Below are 15,967 nucleotides of genomic sequence, written 5' to 3' on the forward strand. Positions count from 1 at the left end.
CCCCATGCTCATCACACAGCAAGCAAGACCAAACCCACCAACCAACCATCCATAGATAGACAGCAAGCGTCACTTAACGCACTTCCAATAACACCAGATATAAATGTCAAAAGAACAAAGCCCCCTCGCGGTCGATCCATGGCCTTCGCCAAAGATCCGACCGGCGATAAACCCTGCCGGGTGGGGAGCGCCGCTTCATCAGCGGGGCGAGACATCTAGGGGCTTTCATCCCCGGCGTCAAGCCCTGCTTTTCAGCGGCCCGGCGATCGGCGGTGCCGCCGTCGTCGGGAGGCGGCTTTTAGTTCCCGCCGCCCTGCCTGTCAAAGCCCTTTTTTCGGATTTTTCGCCGCGCTTCAGTCCGTCTCGCAAGCGCACAGGTCAATCCGTTGACTTTGCTTATCTTTCAGCCAGAACCTTTCCAAATATTACAGCCCTTGGGAGGGGTTTTCGATGCTGCGACGCCTCCGCCAGCCCTCCGGCTGGTTGTCTTTCGCCTGTTTCCTGCTTGCCTGCCCCGTGGTTGCCCCCGCCCAGCCCGATCCGCCCCGCCCCCTGATCCCGCAGACCGAAGCCGTGCGCGTGCTGGTCACCCGCCCTGGCGAGACCCTGTCCAAGCTGCTCGCCAGCGCCGGTGTCGAACCGGATGAGGCCCGGCCCGCCATCGATGCCCTCGCCCCCGTCTTCGCCCCGCGCCGGCTTAAGCCCGGGCATGAGATCACCCTCCGCCAGGACCCGAGCCGCGACGATGCCCTGACCGCGCTCATCCTCGAACCGCGGCCGGGCCGTGCGGTCACCGTGACGCGCACCGCCACCGGCTGGCAGGCGACGGAGGAGGAGGCGACTCGGGTGCGCCACCTGGTCCTCATTCGCGGCACCGTCACCGGCCGGCTGTATGAGGATCTCGGCAATGCAGGCCTGCCGTCCGATCTCGCACTCGGCCTGGTCCGGATGCTGGCCCATGCCGTCGACTTCGAGCGCGAGCTCCGACCCGGCGCGCCCTTCACCATCCTCTTCGACCGAATCCGCGATGCCGAAGGCGGGTTGTTGCGCGACGGCGCGGTGTTGCACGCCGATTTCCAGCTGACCCGCGAGCGCCTTTCGCTCTGGCGGCAGGACACTCCGCAGGGGCCCGAATGGTTCGACGATAACGGCCGCAGCCTCCGGCGCAATTTCCTCCGCACCCCGCTCGATGGCGCACGCGTCAGCTCGGCCTTCGGCGCGCGGCGGCACCCGATTCTCGGCTTCACCCGCATGCATCAGGGCGTGGATTTCGCGGCACCCACCGGCACCCCGGTCCTCGCCGCGGCGGATGGCACGGTGGAGCGGATTGGATTCGCTGGCGGCTATGGCAGGCTGATCGAACTGCGCCATCCGGATGGCAGCATGACCCGCTACGGCCATCTCTCCGGCTTCGCCCGCGGCCTCGAACTCGGCAGCAGGGTGGCGCAGGGCGAGACGATCGGGCGCGTCGGGTCGAGCGGCCTCGCGACAGGGCCGCATCTGCATTACGAGATTGCCGAGGCGGATGGCAGGCGAGTCGATCCCGGTGCCGCCCGACCAGCTGCCACGGTGCTGCTGGCCGGCGATGCTCTCCAGGAATTCCAGGAGAACCGCACCGCTATCCTGGCGCAGATCGCCCATCTGGAACCGCGACAGGAGGTGGCCTGGGCGGAGTAGACCTCCGCCCAAACCCTCCCGCGATCAGGCCGCGGCAGCCAATGGCTGCTGCCGCACGATCAGCCCATCCGTGCCGGCGGTGACATAGAGCGTCTCGCCGTCATGGATGCGGCCTTCCAGCAGCAGGTTGGCCAGCTGGTCCTGCAGGTTCCGCTGGATCACCCGCTTCAGCGGCCGGGCGCCATAGGCGGGGTCGTAGCCGGCCTCGGCCAGCCATTCGCGCGCCTTGTCGTCCAGCACCAGGGCGATCTTGCGGTCCTCCAGCAGCCGCCTGAGGCCCGCCAGCTGGATATCGACGATCGAGGCCATGTCGCTCCGGGCCAGGCGCCGGAACAGCACGATCTCGTCCAGCCGGTTCAGGAATTCCGGCCGGAAGCGCTCACGCACCGCCCGCATCACCGCCGGCCGCGCCGCCTCGATATCGCTGCTCTCGGGCAGTTCGGCGATCGCCTGGCTGCCGAGATTGCTGGTCAGCACGATGATGGTGTTGCGGAAGTCGACCGTCCGCCCCTGGCCATCCGTCAGCCGCCCATCGTCGAGCACCTGGAGCAGGATGTTGAAGACATCCTCATGCGCCTTCTCGACCTCGTCGAAGAGGATGACCTGGTAGGGCCGCCGCCGGATCGCCTCGGTCAGCGCGCCGCCCTCGTCATAGCCGACATAGCCCGGAGGGGCGCCGACCAGGCGGGAGACGGCGTGCTTCTCCATGTACTCGGACATGTCGATGCGCGTCATCGCCCGCTCATCGTCGAACAGGAAAGCGGCGAGCGACTTCACCAGCTCCGTCTTGCCGACGCCGGTCGGGCCGAGGAAGAGGAAGCTGCCGATCGGGCGATTCGGGTCCTGCAACCCGGCCCGCGCACGCCGCACCGCCTTGGCGACGGCCTCCAGCGCTTCTTCCTGGCCGACCACCCGCTTGCGCAGCTGGTCCTCCATTTTCAGCAGCTTGGCCCGCTCACCCTCCAGCATCTTCTCGACCGGGATGCCGGTCCAGCGGCTGACGACGCCGGCGATGCCCTCCTCGGTCACCGCCTCATTCAGCAGCCGCGCATCGCCGTCGCCGGCGGCAGCGAGCTGCTTCTCGAGCGTCGGGATAGTGCCGTAGAGCAGTTCGGACGCCTTCCCCAGATCGCCCCGGCGCTGGGCCAGCTCGACCTCGGTGCGGGCCTTGTCCAACTCCTCCTTCAGCTTCTGCGACTCGACGACCTTGCTCTTCTCCGCCTCCCAGCGCTGCGTCATCTCGCGCGAGCGCTCCTCGAGATCGGCGAGCTCCTTCTCGAGCTTGGTCAGGCGGTCGCGGGAGGCAGCGTCCTCCTCCTTCCGCAGAGCCTCGCGCTCGATCTTGAGGCGCATCAGGTCGCGGTCGATCGCGTCCAGCTCCTCCGGCTTGCTATCGACCTGCATCCGCAGGCGGCTCGCCGCCTCATCCACCAGGTCGATCGCCTTGTCAGGCAGGAAGCGGTCGGTGATGTAGCGATTGGAGAGGGTCGCGGCCGCCACCAGCGCGCCGTCCGTGATGCGGACGCCGTGGTGCAGCTCGTACTTCTCCTTGATGCCGCGCAGGATGCTGATCGTGTCCTCAATGCTCGGCTCGCCGACGAAGACGGGCTGGAAGCGCCGCGCGAGCGCCGCATCCTTCTCCACATGCTTGCGGTATTCGTCGAGCGTGGTCGCGCCGATGCAGTGCAGCTCGCCCCGGGCCAGGGCCGGCTTCAGCAGGTTGGAAGCGTCCATCGCGCCATCCGCCTTGCCGGCACCGACCAGGGTATGCATCTCGTCGATGAAGAGGATGATGTCGCCGGCGGCCTGCTCGACCTCCGACAGCACGCCCTTCAGCCGCTCCTCGAACTCGCCGCGATACTTCGCGCCGGCGACCATGGCGCCGAGGTCGAGCGCCATCACGCGCTTCTCCTTCAGCGCCTCGGGCACGTCACCCTTGACGATGCGCAGCGCCAGGCCTTCGACGATGGCGGTCTTGCCGACGCCGGGCTCGCCGATCAGCACCGGGTTGTTCTTGGTGCGGCGGGCCAGCACCTGGATGGCGCGGCGGATCTCCTCGTCACGGCCGATGACCGGGTCGAGCTTGCCCTCGCGCGCCGCCTCGGTGATGTCGCGAGCGTATTTCTTCAGCGCGTCGAAGTTCTGCTCGGCGTTCTGGCTGTCCACCTTGCGGCCCTTGCGGAGATCCGCGACGGCAGCTTCCAGCCGCTGCGCATCGGCCCCGGCCGCCTTCAGAACGCGGCCCGCCGCGGTGTCCGAAGCGGCGAGCGCCACCAGCAGGCGGTCCTGGGCGACATATTCGTCGCCGGCCCGCTGGGCCTGCTGCTGCGCGGCATCGAGCACACGGACGATGTCCGGCGTGAACTGAGGCTGCCCGGCGCCGCCGCCGGTCACCTTCGGGTTGCGCCCGACCTCGAGGTCGATGGCCTGCTTGGCACGGGCGGGATCGCCGCCGGCGGCGCGGATCAGCCCGGCGGCCGCACCCTGCTCGTCATCCAGCAGGGCCTTGAGCAGATGCTCCGCCGTGACCCGCTGGTGGTAGTCCCGGATGGCGATAGTCTGTGCGGCCTGGAGGAAGCCCCGGGCGCGGTCGGTGAATTTCTCTATGTCCATAACCTTGTCCCTCATAGAGGCGACGGATACCACCGCCCCTCAAGAGGCGACGACGGCATCCAGTTCGCCACGGGATGTGGTAATTCGCCTTGCGTTAGGTCAAGGGCCGGGAGAATTTATTCCGATGCGGGTCGAGCATGTCTACCGCTACCCGGTGAAGGGTTTGACGGCCGAGGCGCTGGAAGAGGTCACCCTCACACCTGGCGAATGCCTCCCCCATGACCGGCGCTTCGCCCTGGCCCAGGGGGATGCCCCCTTCGATCCGGCGGCGCCGGCTTGGCTGCAGAAGCGCCATTTCGGCTGCCTGATGGCGAATGCCAAGCTGGCCTTGCTGCATTCCGCCTATGACCCACGGAGCGGCCAGCTCCTGATCCGCCCGCCGGAGGGCCCTCCCCTGCTCGGCGATACGCGGAGCGAGGCGGGGCAGCGGGAGATCGCCGCCTTCCTCGCCGGCTTCCTCGGGGAGGAGGCGCGTGGCACCCCCCGCTTCGTCGAGGCGCCGGGGCATAATTTCACCGACGTCGCGGCGAAATGCATTTCCATCATCGGTCTCTCCAGCTTGCATGCGCTGGAGCAGGCATCCGGGATGCGGCTCGACCCGCTGCGGTTCCGGGCCAATGTCTATGTCTCGGGCGGCCACCCTTGGGCGGAATTCGACCTGATCGGGCAGGAGATCCAGCTCGGCGGGGCGCGGCTGCGGGTGTTCAAGCGGATCGTCCGCTGCCCGGCGACCGAGGTGAACCCGGAGACGGCGGAGCGGGATGCGAAGCCGCCCAAGGTGCTGCGGGAGGCGTTCGGCCATGCCGATCTCGGGGTCTATGCCGAGGTGATCGAGGGCGGCAGGCTGGCCGTGGGGGATGCGCTGGAGCCGCTGCAGGGCGACATGCTGCATTAGGTCGGACAGCCAAGGTTCTCGGCTTTTATTCCTGCGCGACATCGGCCCCGATGTCAGCGCAGAAGCCGGACGTCAGCCGCGCCGTGCGGCCTCGATCGCGGCGACGTCGATCTTCCGCATGGTCATCATGGCTTCGAAGGCGCGCCTCGCCTCCTCGCCGCCGGCGGCGATCGCTTCGGTCAGGACGCGCGGGGTGATCTGCCAGGAGATGCCCCAACGGTCCTTGCACCAGCCGCAGGCGCTTTCCTGCCCGCCATGGCCGATGGTGGCGTTCCAGTAGCGGTCGGTCTCCTCCTGGTCGTCGGTGGCGATCTGGAAGGAGAAGGCTTCGTCCTGCCGGAAGGCGGCCCCCCCGTTCAGGCCGAGGCAGGGGATGCCCGCGACGGTGAATTCCACCGTCAGCACATCGCCCTTCTTGCCGGCCGGGTAGTCGCTGGGGGCGCGGTGGATGGCGCCGACCGAGCTGTCGGGGAAGGTGGCGGCGTAGAAGCGGGCGGCGGCCTCGGCATCCCTGTCGAACCAGAGGCAGATCGTGTTCTTCGGCATCGCGTTTCCTCCCGCTGCGGCGCCGATGCCCCGACGTCGGTACGCGCGCTAGCATAGGATGCCCGGCCGGGGAGGAGGATACCGCCTCCCCGGCCGTCTCGGCGCCTACCGTGCCACGGGCGGTAGGTAGATCTCCCCGCCATTGCCGCGGAAGCGTTCCGACATCTCCTCCATGCCCTGCTCGGCGGCTGCCCGGACCTCCTGGCTGATCTTCATCGAGCAGAATTTCGGGCCGCACATGGAGCAGAAATGGGCGAGCTTCGCCCCCTCGGCCGGCAGGGTCTGGTCGTGGAATTTCTCCGCCGTCTCCGGATCCAGGCCGAGGTTGAACTGGTCGCGCCAGCGGAATTCAAAGCGGGCGCGGCTCAGGGCATCGTCGCGCAGCTTGGCCGCCGGATGGCCCTTGGCCAGGTCGGCGGCATGGGCGGCGATCTTGTAGGTGATGACGCCGGTCTTCACGTCATCCCGGTCCGGCAGGCCGAGATGTTCCTTCGGCGTAACGTAGCAGAGCATGGCGCAGCCGAACCAGCCGATCATGGCGGCGCCGATGCCGCTGGTGATGTGGTCATAGCCCGGGGCGATATCGGTCGTGAGCGGTCCGAGCGTGTAGAAGGGCGCCTCGCCGCAGACTTCCAGCTGCTTGGTCATGTTGACCTGGATCTTGTGCATCGGCACATGGCCGGGGCCTTCGATCATCACCTGCACGTCGCGCGCCCAGGCGATCTTCGTCAGCTCGCCCAGCGTCTCCAGCTCGGCGAACTGCGCCGCGTCATTGGCATCGGCGATGGAGCCGGGGCGGAGGCCGTCGCCGAGCGAAAAGCTGACGTCATAGGCCCGCATGATCTCGCAGATCTCGGCGAAATGCGTGTAGAGGAAATTCTCCTGGTGATGCGCCAGGCACCACTTCGCCATGATCGAGCCGCCGCGCGAGACGATGCCTGTCACCCGCTTCGCCGTCAGCGGGATGTAGGCGAGGCGGACGCCGGCATGGATGGTGAAGTAGTCCACCCCCTGCTCGGCCTGCTCGATCAGCGTGTCGCGAAAGATCTCCCAGGTGAGGTCCTCGGCCTTGCCGCCGACCTTCTCCAGCGCCTGGTAGATGGGCACCGTGCCGATCGGGACCGGGCTGTTGCGGATGATCCATTCCCGCGTCGTGTGGATGTTCCGCCCCGTGGAGAGGTCCATCACCGTGTCGCCGCCCCAGCGGATGGCCCAGACCAGCTTGTCCACCTCCTGCGCGACCGAGGAAGCGACGGCGCTGTTGCCGATATTGGCGTTGATTTTGACCAGGAAATTCCGGCCGATCGCCATCGGCTCGGATTCCGGGTGGTTGATGTTGGCCGGGATGATGGCGCGGCCGCGGGCGACCTCGTCGCGGACGAACTCGGCGGTGACGTAGTCGGGGATGGCGGCGCCGAAGCTTTCGCCGTCGCGCTCGGCGGCCTCGCGGAGCTTCGCGCGGCCGAGGTTTTCGCGGATCGCCACATACTCCATCTCCGGCGTGACGATGCCGGCGCGGGCATAGGCGAGCTGGGTTGGGGCGGCGCCGGCGCGGGTGCGGAGCGGCCGGCGGCCGGCGCGGTCGAAGACGGGGACGCGGCGGGCCTCGCCCGGCTTCAGCCCGTCATCCTCGGGCTTCGGCTCGCGGCCCTCATAAGCCTCGACATCGCCGCGGGCTTCGATCCAGGGGGCGCGATGCGCCGGCAGGCCGCGGCGGATATCGGCGAAATAGTCGGGATCGGTATAGGGACCGGAGGTGTCATAGACACGGAGCGGCGGCTCATTGGCCGAAGGGTCAACCGCGATCTCGCGCATCGCCACCCGGATCTCGGGGTGCTGAATGCCAGCGATATGGATCTTGCGGGAGGCCGGCAGCGGGCCGGTCGTGACCTCGAGTGTTTCGGGCGGGAAGATATCGGGCATTTGGACCTCCTCCATGCGGGAGATCCGGGTGGTGTGACGCGCGGGGTCGGACGAAGCCCCCGAGCCTGGTTGGGAGGGCCGCGCCCGCTCGTTCCTGTCCCTACGCCGGCATGACCCGGATCAGGTTCGCAGGGTCACGGCGGGCACGCCGTATCTCAGCCCCTCTCCTGGGCCCCCCTTGGAACATCGGGGGAGCCTGAGGCGGGCGGGCAGGGCTGTCAACCGCGAAGGCGCGCGGAGGAGGCGACGACTCAGGCCGGCTCGCGCGGCTGCTCGTCCTGGTCCTGCGCCTCGGCATAGGGCTGGCCATTGGCATGGCTATTGAGCTCCGGCTGCGGATCGCCGCTCTCGCCTTCCCCGTCCTGGCCATTCTGGTCCTGACCGTTCTGGTCCGGGCCATTCTGGTAGCGACGGGGCTGCTGCTGGCCGCCCTGCTGCTGCTGGACCTGGTTCATGGCGTTGAGGATGCGGAAGTAATGCTCCGCATGCTGGAAATAGCTCTCCGCCATCACCCGGTCGCCGGAGCCGGTCGCGTCGCGACCGAGCTGGAGATATTTCTCGAAAAGCTGCTGCGCCGTGCCGCGCAGGCGCATATCCGGACCATTGGAGTCGAAGACATGGTTCCGGCTCATCGGCTGATGGGACGGCGAGCGGTATTGACCACCACCACCACCACCACCGCCGCCACCGCCTCCGCCGCCGCCACCATGCCGGTGGCCGCGACCGCGAATCCGTTTCATGTTCATCGGTATTGCGTCTGCCGTCTCGCAGCTTGACCGCCCGGCCCAGCCCCGGGCGTCGGGGTGGATCGACAATGGCGGTCGGTGTGTTTCAATTCGCCGTGGATGCCATGCATCGTCATGGCAGCCCCGCGGCCTGGGGCCCCTGCGGCTATGGCCAGGGCCGAAGCCCGCCTGTCCACGAAGGCCTTATGCAAGCTAGTGCCTGCCGGGCGCCACGCCAAACGGTTTTTTCCCGCAGCGCCACAAGAAGCGGTCATCCGAGGAGGAAGGCGCGCTCCACCCCGCCCAGATCGGCGCGGCAGCCGAGGGGGGCTAGGCCGGCGGCGCGGGCCAGGGCCTCGACCGCCGGACGCTGGCCATGGCCAAGTTCCAGCACCGCCCGGCCGCCGGGGGCGAGCAGCCCGGGCAGGGCCGCGAGGATGGTGCGATAGGCGCCCAGCCCATCCGCGCCGCCATCGAGGGCGGAAGCCGGCTCATGCCGGGCGACATCCGGCATGAGGCCCGGGATCGCGGCGGATTCGATATAGGGCGGGTTGGAGAGGACGAGGTCGAAGCGGCCGGCGAGCGGCGCGGCCCAGTCCGCCACCAGGAAGCCGGCGCGCCCGGCAAGGCCAAGGCGCCGGGCATTCTCCTGCGCCAGCGCCGCTGCCGCCGGGATCCGGTCGATGCCGATGCCGGTGGCGGCCGGATATTCCGAGAGGGTCGCCAGCAGCAGGCAGCCGGTGCCGGTGCCGAGATCGAGCAGGCGCCACGGAGCGGCGCGGTCGGGAAAGGCCTCCAGCGCCGCCTCGACCAGGGATTCCGAATCCGGACGCGGGATCAGGGTGGCGGGGGAGACGCGGAAGGGCAGCGACCAGAACTCCGCCTCGCCCAGCAGATGGGCGATGGGGGCATGATCCAGGCGGCGCCGGAGCAGGGTGGCGAAGCGGGCGGCGGCCTCGGGGGCGACGGGGGCACGAGGGTCGCGCAACAGGTCCTCCTCGCGGCAGGCGAGGCTATAGGCGAGGAGGAGGCGGGCCTCCTGGCGCGGCGCCTCGATGGCGGCGGCGCGGAGGGCCTGGCCGGCGCGGCAGAGGAAGAAGCCGACCGTGCCCGCCGGGTCGGCACAAGTCTGGCCGTTGCGATTCACGCTGCGCTCCTCGGCCGCAGTGCGGCCTGCGGGGCTCCGCGACCGCAACGGGTCACTCGCCCTCGGCCGCGAGGCGGGCCGCCTCGTCCTCCTGGGTCAGGGCGTCGATGATCTCGTCGAAATCGCCGAGCATGACCTTGTCGATCTTGTGCAGAGTCAGGCCGATGCGGTGGTCGGTGACGCGGCCTTGGGGGAAGTTGTAGGTGCGGATGCGCTCGCTGCGGTCGCCGGTGCCGACCTGGCTCTTACGGTCGGCGGCGCGGCCTTCGCTGAGGCGGGCGCGCTGGGCCTCGTAGATGCGGGCGCGGAGCACCTTCATCGCCTTGGCGCGGTTCTTGTGTTGGCTGCGCTCCTCCTGCATCGCCACCACCGTGCCCGTCGGGATGTGGGTGATGCGGACGGCGCTGTCGGTCTTGTTGACGTGCTGGCCGCCGGCGCCGCTCGCCCGGTAGGTGTCGATGCGAAGGTCGCTCTCGTTGATCTGGACGTCCACTTCCTCTGCCTCGGGCATGATGGCGACGGTGACGGTGGAGGTGTGGATGCGGCCTTGCGTCTCGGTCGCGGGGACGCGTTGGACGCGGTGGACGCCGCTCTCGTACTTGAAGCGGGCGAAGACGCCGGTGCCGGCGATCTCGGCCGTCGCGCCCTTCACGCCGCCGAGTTCGCCCTCGTCGTATTCCAGGACCTCGAAGCGCCAGCGGCGGCTTTCGGCGTAGCGCTGGTAGGCGCGGAACAGCTCGGCGGCGAAGAGGGCGGCCTCGTCGCCGCCGGCGGCGGGGCGGATTTCGAGGATGGCGCTGCGCTCGTCGGCGCTGTCCTTGGGCAGGAGCATGAGGCGGACCTCGCGCTCCAGGCGGGGAACGGCCTCCTTCTGGGCGAGGTATTCGTCCTCGGCCAGCTCGCGCAGCTCCGGGTCGCCGAGCATGGCCTCGGCCTCGTCGCGGGCGCGGATGGCGGCGCGGAGGGCTTCGACCTTCTCGACCAGGGGCTCCAGCTCGGACAGCTCCTTGGAGAGGGCGCCGAACTGGCTGCCATCCGCGGTGGCAAGGAGGTGGCGGACCTCCTCGGCGCGGGTCAGTACGCGGTCCAGCTTCTCGGAAATACTCATGCGAGCCGACCAGGGATCTCCGCCAGCGGGACCACCTGCTGGGTGCCGGCATCAAGGTCGCGGAGCTGGGCGGCGCCCTGCGCCAGCTCCTCCTCGCCAAGGATGACGGCGGCGCGGGCGGAAAGGCGGTTGGCGCGCTCCATCCGGCGCTTGAGATTGCCCTTATAGGCGATCTCGGCGGTGACGCCGGCGCGGCGGAGGGATTGCAGCAGGGCGAGCGCCGGGGCCTCCGCCGCCTCGCCGACCGGAATGACGGCGACGGGGCGGGGCGCGGCGGGGGTTAGGCCATTGGCCTCGACCAGCAAGGCCAGGCGCTCCACGCCGGCGGCCCAGCCGACCGAGGGGGTGGGCGGGCCGCCCATCTCCTCGACCAGCCCGTTGTAGCGGCCGCCGCCCATCACCGTGCCCTGGGCGCCGAGCCGGTCGGTGACGAATTCGAAGGCCGTATGGCTGTAGTAGTCGAGGCCACGCACGATCCGCGGATTGACCCGGAAGGGCACGCCGAAACCCGCGAGGTGGCGCTGGACGGCCTCGAAGAAGCCGGCCGTTTCGGGCGTCAGATGGTCGAAGATGGTCGGCGCATCGGCGATGATGGCGCGGTCGCCGACATCCTTGCTGTCGAGGATGCGCAAGGGGTTCCGCTCCAGCCGCATGCGGCTATCGGCCGAGAGCCGGTCCTGATGCGCGGTGAAATAGGCGACCAGCGCGGCGCGGTAGGCATCCCGGCTCGGGGCATCGCCGAGGGTGTTGATCTCCAGCACCGTGCCCTCGGTGATGCCGAGCTCCTGCTGGATATGCCAGCCGCAGGCGATCACCTCGGCATCGGCCAGCGGCTCGGCGGCGCCCAGCACCTCGATCCCGATCTGGTGGAATTGCCGGTAGCGGCCCTTCTGGGGGCGCTCGTAGCGGAACATCGGCCCGGCATAGAAGACCTTGCGGGGCAGGTTCGCCTGGGTGAGCCCATTGGAGACCAGGGCGCGGCAGACGCCAGCGGTGTTCTCCGGCCGGAGGGTGATGCTCTCTCCGCCCCGGTCCTCGAAGCTGTACATCTCCTTCGAGACGACATCCGAGGTATCGCCCAGGCCGCGGGAGAAGACGCGGGTATCCTCGAAGATGGGGGTCGCCCATTCCTCGAAGCCGTAGAGTGTGGCGATCCGGCGCGCGACCTCGATGACGCGGTGGTGGCGGCGATGTTCCTCGCCGATCAGGTCATGGGTGCCGCGGGCGGGTTGCAGGGGGGTCATGGGAATGCCGGATAGACCCGCGCCCGCGCCAGGACAAGGGAGGCGCGGGTCCGGTCACGGAACGGATAGCTGCCTCGGGCGCTAAGGGGCGGAATCCTGGGAAAGGGAGTGACCTGATGAAGCGGATGATCCTCTGGGCAGCACTGGCGCCGGCCCTGCTGATGGGTTGCGCGCAGACGCAGCAGGCGGCCGATACCACGGTCGCGGCGGCCAAGGCGCAGGTGAACCCGACCCTCTCGACCACCGATGCCGGCTTCATGACCACCGCGACCCGCGGCGGCATCGCCGAGGTCCGGATGGGCCAGCTCGCGCAGCGGAACGGCAGCTCCCCGGCTGTGAAGCGCTTCGGCGAGCGGATGGTGGCGGACCATACCCGGGTCAACCAGGAGATGTTGGCCCTCGCCCAGCAGAAGCAGATCACCCCGCCGGACACGATGGGGGCGGAGCATCAGGCGATCTATGACCGGCTGGCGTCGTTGCGCGGCCGGGCCTTCGACCGGGCCTATGTCCAGGCGATGATCGCGGACCACCGGGAGGATGTGCAGGCCTTCCAGACCGAGGCGCAGGACGGGACGGATCCGGATGTGAAGGCCTTCGCCGCGCGCCAGCTCCCGGTGCTGCAGGACCATCTGCGGATGGTGGAGCGGCTGGACCAGAGCGTGCCGGCACGGCGCGGCCACGCCCGACACTGAGGCCATGGGCGCGGGCCTCCGGGCCCGCGCCGATCTCAACGCGGCAGGCGGTCCGCCAGCGTAACCAGGAGGAACAGCGCCAGCTCCGCCAGCAGCATCCAGCCGAGGCGGCGGAGATCGCGCGGCCCCCGCTCCTGTGGCCTCAACCGGCCGAAGAGCAGGGCGGAGAAGCTGATTCCGTTCACCGCTATTCGGCCGCCAGCGCGGCCTTCTCGGCGGCATCCGCGGCCTTGATCGCCTCGACCCGGCGCTCCACCAGCTCGACCAGGTGGTCCACCATGGCGGCCTCGTCGATGGTGTGGTCGGTCTTGCCGGAGGCGTAGATCATGTGCCGGCCGGCGCCGCCGCCGGTGAGGCCGATATCGGTCATCAGCGCCTCGCCGGGGCCGTTGACCACGCAGCCGATGATCGAGAGCGTCACCGGCGTCTCGATATGGGCCAGCCGCTCCTCCAGCGTCTCCACCGTCTTGATGACGTTGAAGCCCTGCCGGGCGCAGGAGGGGCAGGAGATGATCTTCACGCCGCGATGCCGCAGCCCGAGGGACTTCAGCATCTCCCAGCCGACATGCACCTCCTCCTCCGGCTCCGCCGAGAGCGAGACGCGGAGCGTGTCGCCGATGCCGGACCAGAGCAGGTTGCCGAGGCCGATGGAGCTCTTCACCGTGCCGGTGCGCTTGCCCCCCGCCTCGGTGATGCCGATGTGCAGCGGGTGGTCGCAGACCTCGGCCAGCTGCTGGTAGGCGGCGACGGCCAGGAAGACGTCGGACGCCTTCACGCTGATCTTGAACTCGTGGAAGTCGTTGTCCTGCAGGTGGGCGGCGTGCCAGAGCGCGCTCTCGACCAGGGCTTCCGGGTTGGGCTCGCCGTACTTGTCGAGCAGGTGCTTCTCGAGCGAGCCGCCATTGACGCCGATGCGGATTGAGCAGCCATGGTCGCGGGCGGCCTTCACCACCTCCTTCACCCGGTCGGCGCTGCCGATATTGCCCGGGTTGATGCGGAGGCAGGCCGCGCCGGCCTTCGCCGCCTCGATGGCGCGGCGGTAGTGGAAGTGGATGTCGGCGACGATCGGCACATTCACCTCGCGCACGATCTCATGCAGCGCGGCGGTGCTTTCCGGCGTCGGGCAGGAGACGCGGACGATGTCGACGCCCGCCACCTCGGCCCGGCGGATCTGGGCGATGGTCGCCGCAGCATCCTCGGTCGGGGTGTTGGTCATGGTCTGGACGGTGATCGGGGCGTCGCCGCCGACCGGCACCTTGCCCACCATGATCTGGCGCGACTTGCGCCGGGTGATCATCTGGTACGGGCGATAGCTCATGCGCGGGTTCCCGAAGAGGGGGTCATGGCGGGGAATATGGCAGCGCGGGCAGGAATGCCCAAGCGCCGGGCCTATGGGGTGGGACGCGGCGCCGGGGCTGGCTGCGGCGGCAGGCCGGATTTCAGCCGGTCCGGCTCCACTGGCACGTCGCGCCGCACCGCCTGGGCGCCGCCAAGGCCAGGGGCGGGCTGGCCATCGACCAGGATCTCCAGCCCGCCGGCATTGCCGGTGCTAAGCAGCAGCCCCTCCCGCCCCGGCACGGCATAGGTCTCGCCCGGCCGTAGGACGCGGTTGAAGATGACGCTATTGGCATTGCGGTCGCGGAGCTGCACCCAGGTCTCGGCCCGGGCGCGCAGCACCACCCTCCCTTCCTCCGCCGGCCGTGCCGGGGGCGGCGTCGCGGCAGCCGGGACAGGGACCGGCGGCACCGAGGCAGCGCCGGCGGCGGGCGGCTGGACCGGGGGCGGCAGCGCCGCCTGAACCGCCGGCGACGAGGCCGGCTCGGGCCGCGCCGCCTGTTCCAGCCGGGGCGGCACGGGCGGGACCGAATCCACCACCCGGTTGCCGCTGCCGGACCATTGATACCAGCCGATATAGGCCCCGACGGTGAGCAAGGCGCCGACCAGGATCACCGCCCCGGCCGGCACGCCGCGTTCCGGCACTGGCTCGGGGAAAACGAGATCGGTCTTGCGCTGCACCACCGGACCGCTCGCCTCGCGGAAGCGGCGCACCACCTCATCCTCCGGCAGGCCGAGGGCGCGGGCATAGCTGCGGACGAAGCCCACCGCATAGGCCGGGGCCGGCAGGTCGCGCACCCGCCCTTCTTCCAGTGCCAGCAGATAGGGCGGCCGGATGCGGAGCGAGGCCGCGACATCCTCGACCGAGAGGCCGAGGGCGGCGCGCGCATCGCGCAATTCCTCGCCGAGGCGGGCGGCCTCCTCGGCGGCAGGTTCGGGGCGAATGGAGCGCATCATGGTGTCGGGCACGTCGCGAGGATGTAGACCCTGGCCGGTGGCGCGTCCAAAGGAATCGCGCAACCGGCCGGCGGTGTCATCGTGCCGTCACGCCGCCCTGCGGGCGAGAGCGGCAGCGGCCTGGCCGATCAGCTCGGCGATGATCTCGGCGGCCGGGGCCTCGCGGTCCACCATGCCGACGGACTGGCCGGCCATCAGGCTGCCATTCTCGACATCGCCGTCGATGACCGCGCGGCGGAGGGCGCCGGCCCAGAAATGCTCGATTTCGAGCTGGGCGGCCTCCTTCGACAGCTCGCCCGCCTGGAACTTGGCCAGCATCTCGGCCTGATGCGCCATGAAGCGCTTGGTGCCGGCATTCACCAGCGCCCGGACCGGGATGACCGGGAAGCGCTCGTCGATCTGCAGGGTCGGCACGGCGTCGCGCGCCGCGCCGCGGATGAAGGCGCGCTTGAACAGCGGATGGGCGACGCATTCCGTCGCGCAGACGAAGCGGGTGCCGAGCTGCGCCCCGGCGGCGCCCATCTCCAGATAGGAGAGGATCGCCTCGCCGCGGCCGATGCCGCCCGCCACGAAGACCGGGACCTCGGCGGCCATGGCGGGCAGGATTTCCTGCGCCAGCACGTTCAGCGAGACCGGGCCGATATGGCCGCCCGCCTCGGAGCCCTCGATCACCAGTGCATCGGCGCCGGAGCGGACCAGTTTCTTCGCCAGCGCCAGCGCCGGGGCGAAGCAGATCACCTTGGCGCCGCCTTCCTTGGCCCGCTTGATCGCGGCGGTCGGCGGGATGCCGCCGGCGAAGACGATATGACCGACCCCGGCCTCCAGGCAGGTCTCGACCAGCGCATCAAGGCGCGGATGCATGGTGATCAGGTTCACGCCGAAGGGCCGGCGAGTCAGCGCCTGGGTGCCGGCGATCTCCTGCGCCAGCCGGTCGGGCTCCATCGCGCCGCAGGCGATGACACCGAAGGCCCCGGCATTGGAGAGGGCGGCGACCAGGTTGCGCTCGCTCACCCAGGACATGGCGCCGCCGAGGATGGCGTAGCGGCTGCCGAGGAAGGCGGCGCCGCGTTCCATCAGCCGGTCGAGCTCGGCCATGCCCGGGGTG

At 69.6% G+C, this 15,967-nt stretch carries 14 protein-coding genes and 1 riboswitch; of the genes, 3 read left to right on the forward strand and 11 right to left on the reverse strand.

Annotation, left to right across the window (positions count from 1 at the left end; translation table 11 throughout):
• The first annotated feature begins 450 nt into the window (after positions 1–450).
• The gene (locus JMJ55_RS18140) at positions 451–1,677 is read left to right on the forward strand and encodes a M23 family metallopeptidase (RefSeq protein WP_202827009.1); all 1,227 of its coding nucleotides are present in this window, start codon (positions 451–453) and stop codon (positions 1,675–1,677) included.
• A 24-nt stretch (positions 1,678–1,701) separates the two neighbouring features.
• Here JMJ55_RS18140 and clpB read toward each other — a convergent pair whose 3' ends face one another.
• A complete protein-coding gene (gene clpB, locus JMJ55_RS18145; RefSeq protein ID WP_202827010.1) occupies positions 1,702–4,290 on the reverse strand; it encodes an ATP-dependent chaperone ClpB in 2,589 nt (862 codons plus the stop codon).
• 124 nt (positions 4,291–4,414) lie between these two features.
• Between clpB and JMJ55_RS18150 the strand changes: the two genes are divergently transcribed.
• A complete protein-coding gene (locus tag JMJ55_RS18150; RefSeq protein WP_202827011.1) occupies positions 4,415–5,185 on the forward strand; it encodes an MOSC domain-containing protein in 771 nt (256 codons plus the stop codon).
• Between the two features lie 72 nt (positions 5,186–5,257).
• Here the strand turns inward: JMJ55_RS18150 and JMJ55_RS18155 are convergent, their stop codons facing one another.
• The 6 genes from JMJ55_RS18155 to hisS all read right to left on the reverse strand — a co-directional run bounded on the left by JMJ55_RS18155 (position 5,258) and on the right by hisS (position 11,878).
• Positions 5,258–5,731, reverse strand: coding sequence for a VOC family protein (locus tag JMJ55_RS18155; protein WP_202827012.1), 474 nt, complete (start codon positions 5,729–5,731; stop codon positions 5,258–5,260).
• A gap of 105 nt (positions 5,732–5,836) precedes the next feature.
• The gene (gene thiC / locus JMJ55_RS18160; protein ID WP_202827013.1) at positions 5,837–7,654 is read right to left on the reverse strand and encodes a phosphomethylpyrimidine synthase ThiC; all 1,818 of its coding nucleotides are present in this window, start codon (positions 7,652–7,654) and stop codon (positions 5,837–5,839) included.
• A 79-nt stretch (positions 7,655–7,733) separates the two neighbouring features.
• A riboswitch (TPP riboswitch) is annotated at positions 7,734–7,843 on the reverse strand.
• Between the two features lie 62 nt (positions 7,844–7,905).
• Positions 7,906–8,286, reverse strand: coding sequence for a DUF4167 domain-containing protein (locus JMJ55_RS18165; RefSeq protein WP_407927547.1), 381 nt, complete (start codon positions 8,284–8,286; stop codon positions 7,906–7,908).
• A gap of 364 nt (positions 8,287–8,650) precedes the next feature.
• Positions 8,651–9,526: a peptide chain release factor N(5)-glutamine methyltransferase gene (prmC, locus tag JMJ55_RS18170; RefSeq protein WP_202827015.1), complete on the reverse strand. Its 876-nt coding sequence runs from the start codon at positions 9,524–9,526 to the stop codon at positions 8,651–8,653.
• A 52-nt stretch (positions 9,527–9,578) separates the two neighbouring features.
• Positions 9,579–10,634 carry a peptide chain release factor 1 gene (gene prfA / locus JMJ55_RS18175; protein WP_202827016.1) on the reverse strand — a complete coding sequence of 352 codons (1,056 nt, stop codon included), beginning with the start codon at positions 10,632–10,634 and terminating at the stop codon, positions 9,579–9,581.
• Positions 10,631–11,878, reverse strand: coding sequence for a histidine--tRNA ligase (gene hisS / locus JMJ55_RS18180; protein ID WP_202827017.1), 1,248 nt, complete (start codon positions 11,876–11,878; stop codon positions 10,631–10,633). Before hisS ends, prfA begins: the two co-directional genes overlap by 4 nt.
• 116 nt (positions 11,879–11,994) lie before the next feature.
• On the opposite strand from hisS, the gene JMJ55_RS18185 reads away from it, so the two are divergent.
• Complete coding sequence (locus JMJ55_RS18185; RefSeq protein WP_202827018.1) at positions 11,995–12,570, forward strand: DUF4142 domain-containing protein; 576 nt, start codon at positions 11,995–11,997, stop codon at positions 12,568–12,570.
• A gap of 35 nt (positions 12,571–12,605) precedes the next feature.
• On the opposite strand, the gene JMJ55_RS18190 is transcribed toward JMJ55_RS18185, so the two are convergent.
• From JMJ55_RS18190 to JMJ55_RS18205, 4 genes are all read right to left on the reverse strand, one after another.
• On the reverse strand, positions 12,606–12,755 hold the full coding sequence (locus tag JMJ55_RS18190) for a hypothetical protein (protein WP_202827019.1): 150 nt from the start codon (positions 12,753–12,755) through the stop codon (positions 12,606–12,608).
• Positions 12,756–12,757: 2 nt separating this feature from the next.
• On the reverse strand, positions 12,758–13,888 hold the full coding sequence (gene ispG / locus JMJ55_RS18195; RefSeq protein ID WP_202827020.1) for a flavodoxin-dependent (E)-4-hydroxy-3-methylbut-2-enyl-diphosphate synthase: 1,131 nt from the start codon (positions 13,886–13,888) through the stop codon (positions 12,758–12,760).
• Positions 13,889–13,959: 71 nt separating this feature from the next.
• On the reverse strand, positions 13,960–14,862 hold the full coding sequence (locus JMJ55_RS18200) for a helix-turn-helix domain-containing protein (RefSeq protein ID WP_202827021.1): 903 nt from the start codon (positions 14,860–14,862) through the stop codon (positions 13,960–13,962).
• 87 nt (positions 14,863–14,949) lie between these two features.
• On the reverse strand, positions 14,950–15,957 hold the full coding sequence (locus tag JMJ55_RS18205; protein ID WP_236033837.1) for an NAD(P)H-dependent flavin oxidoreductase: 1,008 nt from the start codon (positions 15,955–15,957) through the stop codon (positions 14,950–14,952).
• Positions 15,958–15,967 lie beyond the last annotated feature (10 nt).

This window comes from Belnapia mucosa, from assembly GCF_016775475.1.
In the GTDB taxonomy this organism is placed as follows: Bacteria; Pseudomonadota; Alphaproteobacteria; order Acetobacterales; family Acetobacteraceae; genus Belnapia; species Belnapia mucosa.